This window comes from Nocardia sp. AB354, assembly GCF_049538315.1.
Classification (GTDB): domain Bacteria; phylum Actinomycetota; class Actinomycetes; order Mycobacteriales; family Mycobacteriaceae; genus Nocardia; species Nocardia nova.
Map to the genome: position 1 here is coordinate 154,512 of NZ_JBMVFU010000003.1, position 12,324 is coordinate 166,835.

General features: G+C 67.3%; 14 protein-coding genes and 1 tRNA gene. 14 read left to right on the forward strand and 1 reads right to left on the reverse strand.

What is annotated here, in order from left to right; translation table 11 throughout:
* The first annotated feature begins 173 nt into the window (after positions 1-173).
* From ACPCUW_RS05535 to ACPCUW_RS05595, 13 genes are all read left to right on the forward strand, one after another.
* On the forward strand, positions 174-1,196 hold the full coding sequence (locus tag ACPCUW_RS05535; protein ID WP_423423866.1) for a hypothetical protein: 1,023 nt from the start codon (positions 174-176) through the stop codon (positions 1,194-1,196).
* Positions 1,193-2,077 (forward strand): hypothetical protein, encoded by an 885-nt coding sequence (locus ACPCUW_RS05540; RefSeq protein ID WP_423423867.1) that lies wholly within the window; start codon positions 1,193-1,195, stop codon positions 2,075-2,077. Before ACPCUW_RS05535 ends, ACPCUW_RS05540 begins: the two co-directional genes overlap by 4 nt.
* On the forward strand, positions 2,074-2,874 hold the full coding sequence (locus tag ACPCUW_RS05545; protein ID WP_423423868.1) for a hypothetical protein: 801 nt from the start codon (positions 2,074-2,076) through the stop codon (positions 2,872-2,874). Before ACPCUW_RS05540 ends, ACPCUW_RS05545 begins: the two co-directional genes overlap by 4 nt.
* Entirely contained in the window at positions 2,871-5,081 is a 2,211-nt protein-coding gene (locus ACPCUW_RS05550; protein ID WP_423423869.1) for a hypothetical protein, read from the forward strand. Before ACPCUW_RS05545 ends, ACPCUW_RS05550 begins: the two co-directional genes overlap by 4 nt.
* The gene (locus tag ACPCUW_RS05555) at positions 5,078-5,644 is read left to right on the forward strand and encodes a hypothetical protein (RefSeq protein WP_423423870.1); all 567 of its coding nucleotides are present in this window, start codon (positions 5,078-5,080) and stop codon (positions 5,642-5,644) included. The genes ACPCUW_RS05550 and ACPCUW_RS05555 overlap by 4 nt, the downstream gene beginning before the upstream one ends.
* Before the next feature lie 44 nt (positions 5,645-5,688).
* Positions 5,689-6,948 carry a hypothetical protein gene (locus tag ACPCUW_RS05560; RefSeq protein WP_423423871.1) on the forward strand — a complete coding sequence of 420 codons (1,260 nt, stop codon included), beginning with the start codon at positions 5,689-5,691 and terminating at the stop codon, positions 6,946-6,948.
* A 124-nt stretch (positions 6,949-7,072) separates the two neighbouring features.
* Entirely contained in the window at positions 7,073-7,774 is a 702-nt protein-coding gene (locus tag ACPCUW_RS05565; protein WP_423423872.1) for a DUF2786 domain-containing protein, read from the forward strand.
* Positions 7,774-7,959, forward strand: a complete 186-nt coding sequence (locus ACPCUW_RS05570; RefSeq protein ID WP_423423873.1) for a hypothetical protein — start codon at positions 7,774-7,776, stop codon at positions 7,957-7,959. The genes ACPCUW_RS05565 and ACPCUW_RS05570 overlap by 1 nt, the downstream gene beginning before the upstream one ends.
* Positions 7,956-8,150, forward strand: a complete 195-nt coding sequence (locus ACPCUW_RS05575; RefSeq protein ID WP_423423874.1) for a hypothetical protein — start codon at positions 7,956-7,958, stop codon at positions 8,148-8,150. Before ACPCUW_RS05570 ends, ACPCUW_RS05575 begins: the two co-directional genes overlap by 4 nt.
* The gene (locus tag ACPCUW_RS05580) at positions 8,150-8,566 is read left to right on the forward strand and encodes a hypothetical protein (RefSeq protein ID WP_423423875.1); all 417 of its coding nucleotides are present in this window, start codon (positions 8,150-8,152) and stop codon (positions 8,564-8,566) included. The genes ACPCUW_RS05575 and ACPCUW_RS05580 overlap by 1 nt, the downstream gene beginning before the upstream one ends.
* Positions 8,563-9,588 (forward strand): hypothetical protein, encoded by a 1,026-nt coding sequence (locus ACPCUW_RS05585; RefSeq protein WP_423423876.1) that lies wholly within the window; start codon positions 8,563-8,565, stop codon positions 9,586-9,588. Before ACPCUW_RS05580 ends, ACPCUW_RS05585 begins: the two co-directional genes overlap by 4 nt.
* Positions 9,578-9,778 (forward strand): helix-turn-helix transcriptional regulator, encoded by a 201-nt coding sequence (locus tag ACPCUW_RS05590; RefSeq protein ID WP_423423877.1) that lies wholly within the window; start codon positions 9,578-9,580, stop codon positions 9,776-9,778. Before ACPCUW_RS05585 ends, ACPCUW_RS05590 begins: the two co-directional genes overlap by 11 nt.
* Complete coding sequence (locus tag ACPCUW_RS05595) at positions 9,778-11,064, forward strand: tyrosine-type recombinase/integrase (RefSeq protein ID WP_423423878.1); 1,287 nt, start codon at positions 9,778-9,780, stop codon at positions 11,062-11,064. The genes ACPCUW_RS05590 and ACPCUW_RS05595 overlap by 1 nt, the downstream gene beginning before the upstream one ends.
* Here ACPCUW_RS05595 and ACPCUW_RS05600 read toward each other — a convergent pair.
* Positions 11,030-11,114, reverse strand: a tRNA-Ser gene (locus tag ACPCUW_RS05600). The two genes, ACPCUW_RS05595 and ACPCUW_RS05600, sit on opposite strands and share 35 nt — an antisense overlap.
* A 203-nt stretch (positions 11,115-11,317) precedes the next feature.
* Between ACPCUW_RS05600 and ACPCUW_RS05605 the strand changes: the two genes are divergently transcribed.
* On the forward strand, positions 11,318-12,313 hold the full coding sequence (locus ACPCUW_RS05605; RefSeq protein WP_231509341.1) for an alpha/beta hydrolase: 996 nt from the start codon (positions 11,318-11,320) through the stop codon (positions 12,311-12,313).
* Positions 12,314-12,324 lie beyond the last annotated feature (11 nt).

A 12,324-nucleotide genomic window follows, 5' to 3' on the forward strand; every position in this document is an offset into this window, starting at 1 on the left:
CGGGTGTGCTGGGTTGTGACGGTCTTGTGCTGCGGCTCCGTGGTTTTCGCCTGCAACAACTGCTTGGAGGATCTTCGCGACACCTTCGATGCCTACCGAACTGTTCGGTGCGGCGCCCGCCATTGCCGGACTCGGCTGACGAGCTTCTCGGGATCCGTCCGGGTGGTGCCTCTATGACCGGGCAGGGGTATGGGCCGTCGTTCGATCGGGTGGTCGATGCGTTGCGGCAGGTCACAGTCGAAGCGTCGAGCAATTCCGGGCAGTGGACGAAGTTCCGTTGTCCTGCTCATGAGGACTCCTCGCCGTCGCTGGGTGTGAAGTACGACCCACGTCGGGAGAAGACGATCGTCAATTGCTTCGCCGGGTGTCCGCAGGAAGAGGTGCTGGAGGCTGCGCATATCCGGGTGCGTGATCTGTTCGATCATTTGCCCGAGCGCGGCCGCGGCGGGCAGCGGGTCGGCCAGCAGCGTCGGCCGGCCGCGGCGCCGAGTCCGGTTCGCCGCCACCGACCTCAGCAGCCGTCCCGCGATTTGGGTGCCGTTGTCGGGCCGCGACGCCGGGTGGCGACCTACACGTACACGACTGCGGCGAATGAGCCTGTCGGACAGGTGGTTCGCACCGTGACCCCGCACGAGCACGGGATCGAGAAGGGCTTCTATCAGCGTCGCTGGGACGCCTCCGATCGCACGTGGGTGTCGGGGGGATTCAAGCCGGTGTTGTATCAGGCACCGATTGTGGCGTGGGCGATCGAGCAGGGTCACCCGATCTTGGTGTGCGAGGGCGAAAAGGACGTCGATCGCGCGATCGCCGCCGGCTACCCGGCGACCTGCAACGCCGGCGGTGCGGGGAAGTTCCGGCCCGAACACGCCGAGCAGCTGCGCGGCGCCCGGCATGTGGTCATCGTCGCCGACCGCGACGGACCAGGGTTCGACCACGCGATCAGCGTGCACGACCGTTTGCAGGGGATCGGCGGGCGCGTCGAGGTGATGCAGGCCGCGACCGGAAAAGACCTATCGGACCACTTCGACGCCGGCCACGACATCAACCAACTCACCGGTATCCCGGCCGATCAGCTCGCGCTGTACCGCGAAGGCCCAGCCGGGCGGGGGACGGGACCGCGGCAGGTTCCGACGGTCACCGTTCCGCGCCGACCGAATGTGGGGCGCCCGCAGATGGATTGGGGGTTGGACCGATGACGAGTTCCGATGCCCATCCGATGTGCAGTTGCGGTTGCGGCAGCCCGGGCGATCAGGGCCACGGCATGTGTAAGGCGGCCTACAGTCGGCACCGGCGCCGCCAATTGGCCTACGGCCGTTGGCAACCACGCGTCGCTCCCGATACTGCACGCGCGCACATCGACCAACTGCTCGCTGCCGGACTCAAGCCCAAGCATGTGGCGGAGCTGGCCGGCATCAGCCATTCGACGATGACCAACCTTGCTCGCCCGGAAACCGAGCACATCAGCGCAAAGACCGAGCAGGCAATTCTGGCGGTCGCGGTGCCCGAACGGGCCGGCGACGTCGCGGCGGACACGGCACTCGTTCCGATCACCGGGGCGCGGCGACGGATTCAGGCACTGATCGCGTACGGGTATCCCCAAACTCGTTTGGCCCACGAATTGGGAATCAAGCCCAGTCACGCAACTATGGCCGCTCTGGTCGAGCGGGCCTTGCCGGAAGGCCACACCGGGCAGTCGCTGCCTGCCGGTCGCGACCGCGACATCAAGGCCCTGTTCGACCGGCTGCAGATGACGCCAGGACCGTCGGAGCAGGCCCGCGCTTACGGCCGCGACCGCGGCTGGGCACTGCCGTTCGAATGGGACGAAGACGTCCTCGACGACCCGAATGCCCAACCGGACCGCGCCGGATGGCAACCGCCGTCGGATCAAGAACTCCGGCAGGCGCGCCGCGCTCAGGTCACCGAACTCAGCGCTCGCGGTCGGTCGGCGTCGCAGATCGCGGAGCAGTTGCACGTCACCACACGCACCATCGTGCGCGATCGGCAGTTTGCATCCGCTCACCTCACACCTGCCGGCACACCGGACCGGCCCGAATTCGATTGGGGGTTGGACCGATGACACGACCAAAGCCGAACCCGCGATTGCAGTGGACCGATCGCGACGAGCAGGTCACGCGCTTCGCATGCCAGCAGTGGTGTCTCGATTTCACCGCCGTGCAACTGGCGTGCGGCACCGAGCGTTCCCGCACGTACACCCTGATCGAGCGGTGGCGGGATGGCTTCGGTGTCTTGCGGTCGGTGTCGATCCGGCCGGATAACGCCGACCGGGACGTCACGGTGATCTGGCCGTGGCCGGCGGTGGCGGCCGAGCGCCTCGAACACGCGGTCTCGCCGTGGAATCCGACCGGTACCAACATCACTCACAAACTCGCCGTCTCCCGTGTACGGGCCGCCCTGTGCGGACTGGACGAATCACTGTGGGTTCCGGAACGGAAGCTGCTCCGAGACGCCGCTCTCGCGGCCGGGCAGCGTCCCGGCGGACTGATGGTTGTCGACCGCGGCGGGCTCGTGCCACGTAAACCCGGATTCGGGCGTCCGCACGTGCACGACGGCCGCTATCTGCACCGCGGGCGGTGGCTGGCCGTCGAGATCGAGCTGACGCTGAAGCGGCCCACGAAGAAGCGGCTGGCCGCCACCGTGGTCGACGCCTACAAGCAGGCCTCCGCCATCGACGCCGGCCTGCTCTACGTCTACGGCACCGAACAGATCAGCCGAGCCCTGATCAGCGTGATCGAAGACCTCATCCACGCCGGCCGAATCCCGGCCCGTCCCGACATCCGATTGCGGTCGCTGGCCGACGTCATCGCGCACCGCTCTATCGACCTGCCCGCAGCAAGACAGGAGGGCACCGCATGACCACCCACGACAGAATCCCCGCACCGACCGAGTGCCTACCGCTCATCACACCCCACGACTGCGACGCAGCAAACGCGCCCGCACCGCAGCAGATCACACCCGCACCGGTGGGCGATTGTCGCCCGCTGATTACCCCGCAGGACTGCGGCAGCGCATCGGCGCCGACGCCGCAGCATCCGGTGTTCGAGGTGACGACCCAGCACGGGGAGCAGGCGAAAGAGCCGGGCTGGCTGCACTTCATGAACACCCACGACCCGTCGCTGCACCCGAATACCGAATGGGTGCAACACCTGGGCGCGTTTCTCGCCGATGCCGGGGCCGGCGTCGGTGTCACCGGCGCGATGACCGCTGCGGCGATCCTTCAGGCGCGCCGGATGGGGTGGGAGCCGGCGCGGCTGCGCAACTATGCGGCTGCCTCGTTGGTCCTGCCCGCGGCCACCGCGGTGGTCGGCACATCGCCATGGGCGCCGCTGGAGCTATTCGCCCACGGCACCGCGCTGGCGGTCGAGGCCGATTGGCTGCCCGCGGCGCTGGAGATGAGCGTGACCGGCATCCCGGTCGCGCTGGCGGCGGCGACGTGGTGGTGGGCACGCAACCGCAACCAGCTGCATACCGTCGGCAAGAAGGACATTCCCGCCACCGAGCGCGCGCAGCGGCGCGAGATCGACGCCAAGTTCAACACCGCCAGGGCACTGGCAGGCCGAGCCACACCGCTGACCACGGTCACCGGCCGCGGCCGGGGCCGGCGCAGCATCGTGCTCGGACGACAGGCCACCACGGTGAGCCAGCACCGCAAGTCCGTTGCCGGACAGCTGAGCTCAACGACGGACACGTTGCTGACGATCCCGTACAACGCGGTCCGCAAGCACGTCGGCATCCTGGGTGGCCCTGGTTCAGGCAAGACCACCGGTGAGTGCCGGCTGTCGGTGGCATCGCATTTCGCCAGCCACGAGCGCTATCTGGCCGCCGCGGCGCTGCCGGCGGCAACGCGGAAGGCATTGGGTATCAAGCCCAAACGTGCGGTGAGCATCTTCCTGTCCTGCAAGGGCGGCATCGAGGACCTGGTCACCTACGCGGACCTGAAGGCGGCCCTGCTCGCCGGCGGCGTGCACCCGTCGCGGATCGCGATGGTCCCGGCCGACAAACTCAACATCTGGGCGCTGAAGGCGGGCCCGCTGCGGCATGTCATCGAGGACCTTGCCCCTACTGCGAAGGCCAGCGATTCGGCGCAGAAGTTCTACGAAGAACTTCGTATCTCGCTGGTGCACTTGATCATCGACGCGCCCGATCCCGACGCCGGGAAGGGGCCGGGCGAGAACCCGCCGACCAACTCGAAGGAGTTCATGTCGCGGTTCGACCCGGCGTGGCTGTGGCATGCGTGGGGCGGTGAATTCAACGGCGACGGGCATTTCGTGTTCCCGGACAAACCGGCGCACCGGCCGGAGCTGAACGCGATCGTCGCCGCAAACGACGGCAAGCAGCCGGTCCTGCCGGCCGAAACCGCGCGGTTCGACAACCTGTTTCGTGAGTTGGACGGAGTGTTCGACGGCCCGTTCGATCTGCTCGACAAGGACTACTGGTTCATCACCGTTCCGGGCACCGCGCAGAAGAGCGTGGCGATATCGCAGGCCAAAGCCGTGATCAAGCTGGTCGAACAGGTCGCTGCGACCCCGCACGGTTGCGAGATCACCTTCACCATCGACGAATTCTCCCGGGTGTCGGAAGGCGCCAGCCTCACCGATGCGTGCGAGGCGCTCCGCTCGCAGGGCGTGGCGTGCATCGTCGGCGCGCACTCGTTCGAATCGCTGGCCGGCACCGACCGCGACGCCAAACAGCTCATGAAGGCATGGTCCGGTGGACTGCTGTGCTTCGGCATGGAAGGCCCCGACGACGTCGTCACCCTCTACGGCACCCGCCGGGCGCTGGAACCGTCGCGGCACACGCTGAAAGACCGCCACGGCGACGAGGGCCAGGTCCGCATGCAGGACGCCCTGCTCATCGACCCGAACCTGCTGCGCCGCCTCGAACCCGGTGACTGCGTCTACGTCAACCGCGGCACCGCGACCTGGGGACGAATCACACCGCTGGATCCCGACACGATCCCGCTGCGCCCCATGCAGCCGAGCACCAAGCACGCCACAACCAAGCAGGGCCGTTGGCGACGTGCCGGCGGTGCCTTGCTCCACGGCCGTGGAGCGCCCGCGTGAGCCCCGCCAAGGACTTCGGCGACCACGGCGATCAGTCAGACAAATCCCAGGACCAGCAGGCAAAGGAGGACCCCACCATGCTGCCCGAACCCATCGAACCCGACGACACCCCACCCATCCCGGAGAAGGCGATCGAGGCACCCAAACCCGCCGGAGACGCCCGCCTCGACGTCGAAACCCCCAGCGTCGGACAGCTGTACGCGATGTTCCCCGACGCCATGCCCAAGAACACCCCCGAACGGCGCGCACGCCACCTTGCCGCGGTCCCCGACCTCGATGCCACCGACACCGAGGCTCTGCCGGCCGTTGACATCGAGGACCTCGACGATCCGTGGGTCGCCGCCGCGCTGCGATGGCGGGCAGTCATCGCGTTCTGGTGGCGCCCCGCGGCCACCGGTGTGGCGGTCGTCGCGATCACCGTCATCGCGTTCTTCGCCGCCGGAGCCGCAGTCGGCATCGCCTGGTTCATCTATGGCGCCGGCTGGACCGGCCACAGTGTGTGGACCACCCACGGCCGCCCCAACCTCCGCCAGCTCGCCCGCGCCAAGCGCGCCCGCTGGTAACCGACAACGCCATCCAACCACCGACCAGAGGAGGACCGAACCATATGCCTCACAAAACATCCGAAACCGACCAGATCGTCAACGAAATGTCCGGGCTCGCCCGCCGGGTCAACCACGTTCTGAGCTCCTGGCGAACCATGAACCCGACCGCTACCCGCGTGCCCCGCAGTGTGCGGCGCGAGATCAACGCACTGGTCAAGGCAGACGCCCACCAAACCAAATTCGCCCACTCCCAAGAGCGACGCCGGCTGACCGCCAGCCTGGTCGAATACCGGTGGAGACTGCTCAACGAACAGCAGATCCGCGCGTGGGACACCCCCGACACCTGGTTCGATCGCCAGCGCGACCTCGACGCCGACCGGCAGCGAATCGAGAATCGGATCTACGGCTCCCAGCACCTCACGGCGACCGAACGCGGTCAGGCCGTGACCTCGCTGGCCACCGTCCACGCCTACCCGCGCGACCCGGTCCGCCCCGTCTTCCGACCGACCTGGGGTCTGGACACCCTGCGTGCGCGAGCACGCGACGGGTTGACCCGGCTGCGTACCGGTATCGCCGGCCCGGCCGAACGGCGCCAACTGCAGCAGTGGGAACAGTTGCACCGCGAACGCGCCGCCTACGCCGCACTGGCTGAACAGCGGCAGGCTTATCAGCCGTCGTTCCAGCGCGCTTGGGTGCCGACGGTCGAACGAGAGCAGGAGCAGTTCCAACAGCAGCCCGCGCCCGCGTGGCCGGAACCGGCTGCCGAAGCTGTCGAACGGGACGCCGAGACAGGACCGCAGAACCTCCCAGAGAGTGAGCGAGCCCGCTATTACGAGGTAGTGGTGGGCAGCGCGGAGATCGTGCGCACTCACCCGGAGATGGCCCAACGAGCCGAGTTCACCAGCCTCCCCGAAGGACACGACTGGGCGCTCGATCGTCTCGCCGACGACTCCCACGGCTGGCCCAAAAACGCCGATCTGGTCGTCAACATCAGCGAAGTCGGTGCTGAGTCCCCGACCTACCACGCCGTCGGCCCACGCGACACGGTTATCGACGAGGTCACCGGATGGCAGATCGACCATGAGCACACCCAGATCAACGAGATCGAGCGACTGCGCGCCGAACTCAGCCAGACCCGGGCCGAGAACGAGCGGCTCCGTACCGAAAACGCCGAACTGACAAACAAATTCGCCGAACACGACCTGGATCGGCAGCAGGCGCGGACCGCGAACGGTCCCGCAGCGGCGATGCCGCGACCGGCGCAGCCGATCTTCCACGGCCCCGTCATCACCAAGCCCGTCCTCAACGGACTCGACCGATGACCGATCTCGATCAAACCACCCCGAGCCGAAACAGCCACCCGGCCACCGGAGCCGGCACCCGATCCACCCACCCGGTGCCGGTCACCGAGTCCGCCAGCCGCCCACAGGAACGAGGGGCACGGCAGTGACACCCGATCAAGCCCGCGACAAGGTCACCAAGCTGCGCGCCCACGCCGACAGCGTCAACGGCACCCCCGAAGCCGTCCTGTTCTACGCCAAGGCCAACGAATTGGCCGCCGCGTACGGGCTCCCGCTCACCGAGCACCGCCAGCCAGCCGCCGAGACACCGCGCCCGAATCGGGCGCGGCCCAGCGGCACACAGCAATCCACCCCCACGAACGCGAGGAGGACCACCACCATGACCAGCACCGCAACCAAGACGAAGCCGGCCCGCCCCGCGGGCGACACCACGATGAGCAAGGCGTTCACCCCGCGTACCCGTGCCGCGTTCAACCGCAACAGCGAACCCGGCGCGCAGATCGAGGGCATCATCGTCGCCATCGAGGAAGAGCCCGACCTCGACTACCGCACTCGCGCACCGAAACTCGACGCCGACGGCAACGAGCGCATGGTCCCGATCCTGATCGTGCAGACCGACGGCACCACCAAACCCTATGGGCAGGGCCTGCGGAAGGTCTGGGTCCGCACCGGCATCGCCGATGCCCTCATCGGCGCATGCATGGACGCCGGCGTCACCCGCACCGTCGTCGGCGGCAAGGTGCGGATCCGGTACGAGGGACTCGGCGAACCGCCCGCCCCGAACTTCTCCGCCCCGAAGCTCTACACCGCCGTCTACCAGGCGCCCGACGGAGAGGGGGAGTGCTGATGAACGAACCGACCCGTGTGCTTCAGCTGGTCAACACCGCCGTCACCGCACTGACGACCGGCGGACAATCCGCGCTCGATGTCGTGATCCGAGATCTGGACGACAACGACATGGAAATCCTCATCACCCACATGGCCGAGTGCATCCACGTCGGCACCACCGCAGCGGTACGGAGCCGAGGATGAGCGAAACGATCAAAATCCGGGTGACCGGCGAGCGAGACCACGTCAAAGCCATGATCACCGCCCTGGATCCTGTCGTGGACATCGTCACCGACTGGCGAATCTTCCCCCAGCGCAACGGAACCACGGTCAGCGCATACCTCGAAGCCCGCACTCAGACCACCACCGAGGAGGAGACCTCATGCCCCGACTGATGTCCGTCGCGCTGACCGAGACCCAGGTCCGCAACCGCACCAAGACCGTCACCCGCCGAGCCGGCTGGAAGATGCTGCGCCCGGGTGACCGAGTCACGCTGTGCCGCAGGGTACAAGGCCGCAAACCCGGCGAGCCGCTCGACCGCATCACCGACGTCGAAATCGTCTCGGTGCACCAGGAACGTCTCGATGCCATCACCGCAGCCGAAGTCGCCGCTGAGGGGTTCTGCGACTGGACGCCGGCCGAGTTCGTCGAATTCTTCTGCAGTACGCACCGCGGCATCCGACCCGACAGCGAGATCACGCGAATCGAATGGCGCTACCTGGATTCGATCATCCAGATCATGCTCATCCAGGAGCACTACCTGCGCCATGGTACGGAGGGGCCGCTTCAGCGGAACGGGGGCGCACAGTGACTCTCGATATCTCCTCGGAGCCGCAATTCGCGTCGCTGGAAATCGGCTCCCACACTATCTACATCCCGGGCCGGGTAACGGCCGGTGCGTACGACACCAGCGACGCCGAACAGGTGTCGGTGCGCAGCGACAGCCCTACGCACCACAACGCACCAGCCGAGACGGAGCCGGTGCGCAGTGTGCCGCGGGCATGGCCGGTCTTGTTGCTGGCGCTGCCGGCGTTCGTCGCGATCTGGTCCGGTTGGGTCGGACTTGGACAGCTCACCGGGTTCGGTCCGGTCCGACCGCTGCCGGGAATCTGGGACCAGTTCACGCTCAATACCGCGATCACGCTGCCGATCGGCATGGAGGCGTACGCCTCCTACGCGCTCTACGTCTGGCTGTCCGGACGGATCCGATCGGACCGAACCCGCAGCTACGCCAAGTATTCGGCATTCGGAAGCCTGGTACTCGGCGCCGTCGGACAGGTGGCATACCACCTCATGCGCGCGGCCGGCGTCGCTGTGGCGCCGTGGCCGGTAACCGTTCTGGTGGCCTGCCTGCCGGTCGGAGTCCTGGGTATGGGCGCGGCCCTCGCACACATGATCATCCGCGAACACCACGCTCCGAACCTGCGCACCGACGCTGCACAGGCGGTGCGCAGCCCAGAAAGCGCGGTGCGTAGCGCCTGCGCAGAACGTGTCGCCCCGATCCCAGACGAGCGCCACGAGAACGGAGGCGTGTCGGTCGCCTTACCGACTGCGCACCAGATCCGGCAGATCGAAGCGACCCCGCCAGGCGCCAACGCACCAGCCGGTGCGCGTGACCGCTGGGCCGACATTGCCGAAGAGATCTGCAACGCCGATCCCGCCGGCCGCCGCGATCCGGAGAAGGTCGCGACCATCCTGCGGCTGCGCTTCGAGCACAAATGGCCGCACGCCCGGATCGCCGACAACGTCGAACTGAGCCGCACCGCGGTCACGCGCACCATCAACGCCGCGCGTGACCACCTCACGGAAGGAGCCACCGAATATGGAAAGTGAGAAGTACCTACAGGCCAAGGACTGTGAACAGCTGACCGGCATTCCGGCTGCTACGTGGCGCTACTGGGCACACATCGGCGCAGGCCCGACCAGCTTCAAACTCGGCCGGCGCCGCGTCTGGCGCCAGAGCGTGATCCTCGCGTGGATCGCCGAGCAGGAGGCCGCCAGCGCCAGGGGAGGTGCGGCTTAGTGACGGCACGCCGCAATCCCCGGGCGGGAGTGGAGGACCGCTGGTACAAGTGGGTCACCGAGACGGACCCCGCCACCGGCGAGAAATCCCGCAAACGGGCGAAGTCCAAACAGCACGGCAAAGGCAAGCGTTGGCGCGCCCGCTACGTCGATCCCAACGGGGTCGAGCGCGAACGGCTGTTCAGCACCAAAGTCGAGGCGCAGCGATTCCTCGACGGCGACGTGACCACCAAAGTGGTCACCGGAACTTGGGTCGACCCTGATCGCAGTGGCGTCCTCTTCAGGGTGGTAGCAGAGAAGTGGTTCGCCACGAAGAAGGGCCGGAAGCCGAAGACGGTCGCCGGCTACAGGTCATTGCTCGACACCGTCGTTCTCCCGCAGTGGGGATCGGTAGCGCTTCGGGATATCGAGTTCGAGGACATCCAGGAATGGGTTGTCTGGTTGTCGGCCGCCGGCAGCAGCCGCTTCGAAGGCCGGGGCCTGTCGGCGTCGAGAGTGATTCAGTCGTATCAAATACTCGACCGGGTGCTGCGGTTCGCGATCAAGGCAAAGCGATTGCCGACGAACCCCGCGGAGGACGTCGAGCTGCCCTCGATGCCGTCGGCGGAGCGGCGATACCTGTCCCACCTGGAAGTCATGAGGCTCGCGTTGGCCGCTGGCCGCTTCCAGCCGTTGATATTCACCCTTGCGTACACCGGCATTCGCTTCGGCGAAGCTACCGCGCTGCGGGCAAGCGACATCGACATGTCGCGCCGACGTATCCGCATCTCCCGATCGGCATCCGGTGTGACCGGTGAAGGGGTGGTCGAAACCGACACGAAGAACCACACCACCCGGGAGGTGCCGGTCCCGAAGTTCCTCGAAAGGGAACTTGCCGTAGTAGTGGATGGCCTCGCGCCCCACTCGTTGGTGTTCCCTTGCCGGAAAGGCGACTATCTGACGTCCAGCGAATTCCGGTGGGCGTTCGACCGGGCCGTCAAGGTGACCGGCCTCGACGGGGTGGTTCCGCATGGACTACGTCACACCGCGGCGTCGCTGGCTATCAGTGCCGGCGCCAACATCAAGGTTGTCCAGCGCATGCTGGGGCACAAGACCGCGACTCTGACACTCGACCTCTACGGCCACCTGTTCCCCGATGACCTGGACACCGTTGCTGCCGGGATGGATGCGGGCGCCGAAGCCGCTGCGGGCCAATTGCGGGCCGAACCCGTGCAGGACTCGACCGACGAGCCGGAAAACAGCCCTTCACCTGCGGTGGGTGTGGGATTTGAACCCACGGTGGCGTGAACCACGACGGTTTTCAAGACCGTTCCCTTAGGCCGCTCGGGCAACCCACCTCGTTCCGGGCGCGCCGGAACGGTGTCTCAGCCTACTGGCGCGAGTGCGGGGATGCCGAATCGGTGCGGAGCGTCGGAAGACTCGCCGGAGATCGGGCCGTCGTGGGTTTTCGACGCCTCGCACGACCTCTGGCAGGATGGCGGCCATGGTTCGTCGCCGGATACGGCGTCGGCTGTCCGGCGCTACCATCGCCGCACTCCTGATGAGTGGGGCGATCTGGGGAGCGCCGTCGATTGCCGCCGCGCCCGCGCCCCCGGCCGATTCGGGTTCCGCCGAGGGGCCGCCTCCGGCGCTGGACGATCCCCGTCCGGCCACCGCGTCGATCGACCACATCGAACCGATCAACGACCGCTGGCTGCGGGTTTTCGTGGACTCCCCGGCCATGGGACGCACGGTGCAGGTGCAGGTGCTGCTACCGGCCGATCGCAGCCATCCGCGTCCGACCGTCTATCTGCTCGACGGGCGCAGCGCGAGCAACCAGTACAACAACTGGACCGAGCGCGGTGGCGCGGTGCAGTTCTTCGCCGACAAGGACGTCAACGTGGTCCTCACGATCGGCGGCCCGGCGGGGTACTACACGGATTGGCAGCATCCGGATCCGGTGCTCGGCACCAACAAATGGGAGACCTTTCTCACTCGGGAGCTGCCGCCGTTGATGGACGCGACCTTCGAAGGCAACGGCCGCGATGCCGTGGAGGGCGTCTCGATGGGGGCGGAGGCGGCGATGATGCTGGCGATACGCAACCCGCAGGCCTATCTCGCTGTCGCCGCCCACAGTGGTTGTTATGCGATGGGTTCGGATTTCGGGCAGGCGCAGGCGCGGGCCGTGGTGCGCACCTACGGTGGCGATCCGGACAACATGTTCGGCAAGCAGGAAGATCCCGACTGGCTCGCCCACGACGTGATGATGCACGCCGACACCCTGCGCGGTAAGGCGATCTTCCTGTCCGCCGGTTCCGGTGTGCCGGGGCCCTACGACGGTCCGGGCAATCCGGAAGCGTTCTCGACGATCGGATTCGGTGGCCCGCTCGAGGCCGGCGCCAACGCTTGCACGATGGCGCTCGCGGATCGGCTGGAGCGCATGCAGATCCCGGCGGATGTCGATCTGCGTCCGGTGGGCACGCATTCCTGGCCGTACTGGAAGGACGAACTGCCGAGGGCGTGGCCGACGCTGGCGGGAGCCCTCGGCGTGCGCTGACCGCCGCGGAG

What these genes read in the sequence shown, in the direction of transcription:
- ACPCUW_RS05535 (WP_423423866.1), top strand. Translation starts at nt 174, where the DNA reads ATGACCGGGCAGGGGTATGGGCCGTCGTTCGATCGGGTGGTCGATGCG.
- ACPCUW_RS05540 (WP_423423867.1), top strand. Translation starts at nt 1,193, where the DNA reads ATGACGAGTTCCGATGCCCATCCGATGTGCAGTTGCGGTTGCGGCAGC.
- ACPCUW_RS05545 (WP_423423868.1), top strand. Translation starts at nt 2,074, where the DNA reads ATGACACGACCAAAGCCGAACCCGCGATTGCAGTGGACCGATCGCGAC.
- ACPCUW_RS05550 (WP_423423869.1), top strand. Translation starts at nt 2,871, where the DNA reads ATGACCACCCACGACAGAATCCCCGCACCGACCGAGTGCCTACCGCTC.
- ACPCUW_RS05560 (WP_423423871.1), top strand. Translation starts at nt 5,689, where the DNA reads ATGCCTCACAAAACATCCGAAACCGACCAGATCGTCAACGAAATGTCC.
- ACPCUW_RS05570 (WP_423423873.1), top strand. Translation starts at nt 7,774, where the DNA reads ATGAACGAACCGACCCGTGTGCTTCAGCTGGTCAACACCGCCGTCACC.
- ACPCUW_RS05575 (WP_423423874.1), top strand. Translation starts at nt 7,956, where the DNA reads ATGAGCGAAACGATCAAAATCCGGGTGACCGGCGAGCGAGACCACGTC.
- ACPCUW_RS05580 (WP_423423875.1), top strand. Translation starts at nt 8,150, where the DNA reads ATGTCCGTCGCGCTGACCGAGACCCAGGTCCGCAACCGCACCAAGACC.
- ACPCUW_RS05590 (WP_423423877.1), top strand. Translation starts at nt 9,578, where the DNA reads ATGGAAAGTGAGAAGTACCTACAGGCCAAGGACTGTGAACAGCTGACC.
- ACPCUW_RS05605 (WP_231509341.1), top strand. Translation starts at nt 11,318, where the DNA reads ATGAGTGGGGCGATCTGGGGAGCGCCGTCGATTGCCGCCGCGCCCGCG.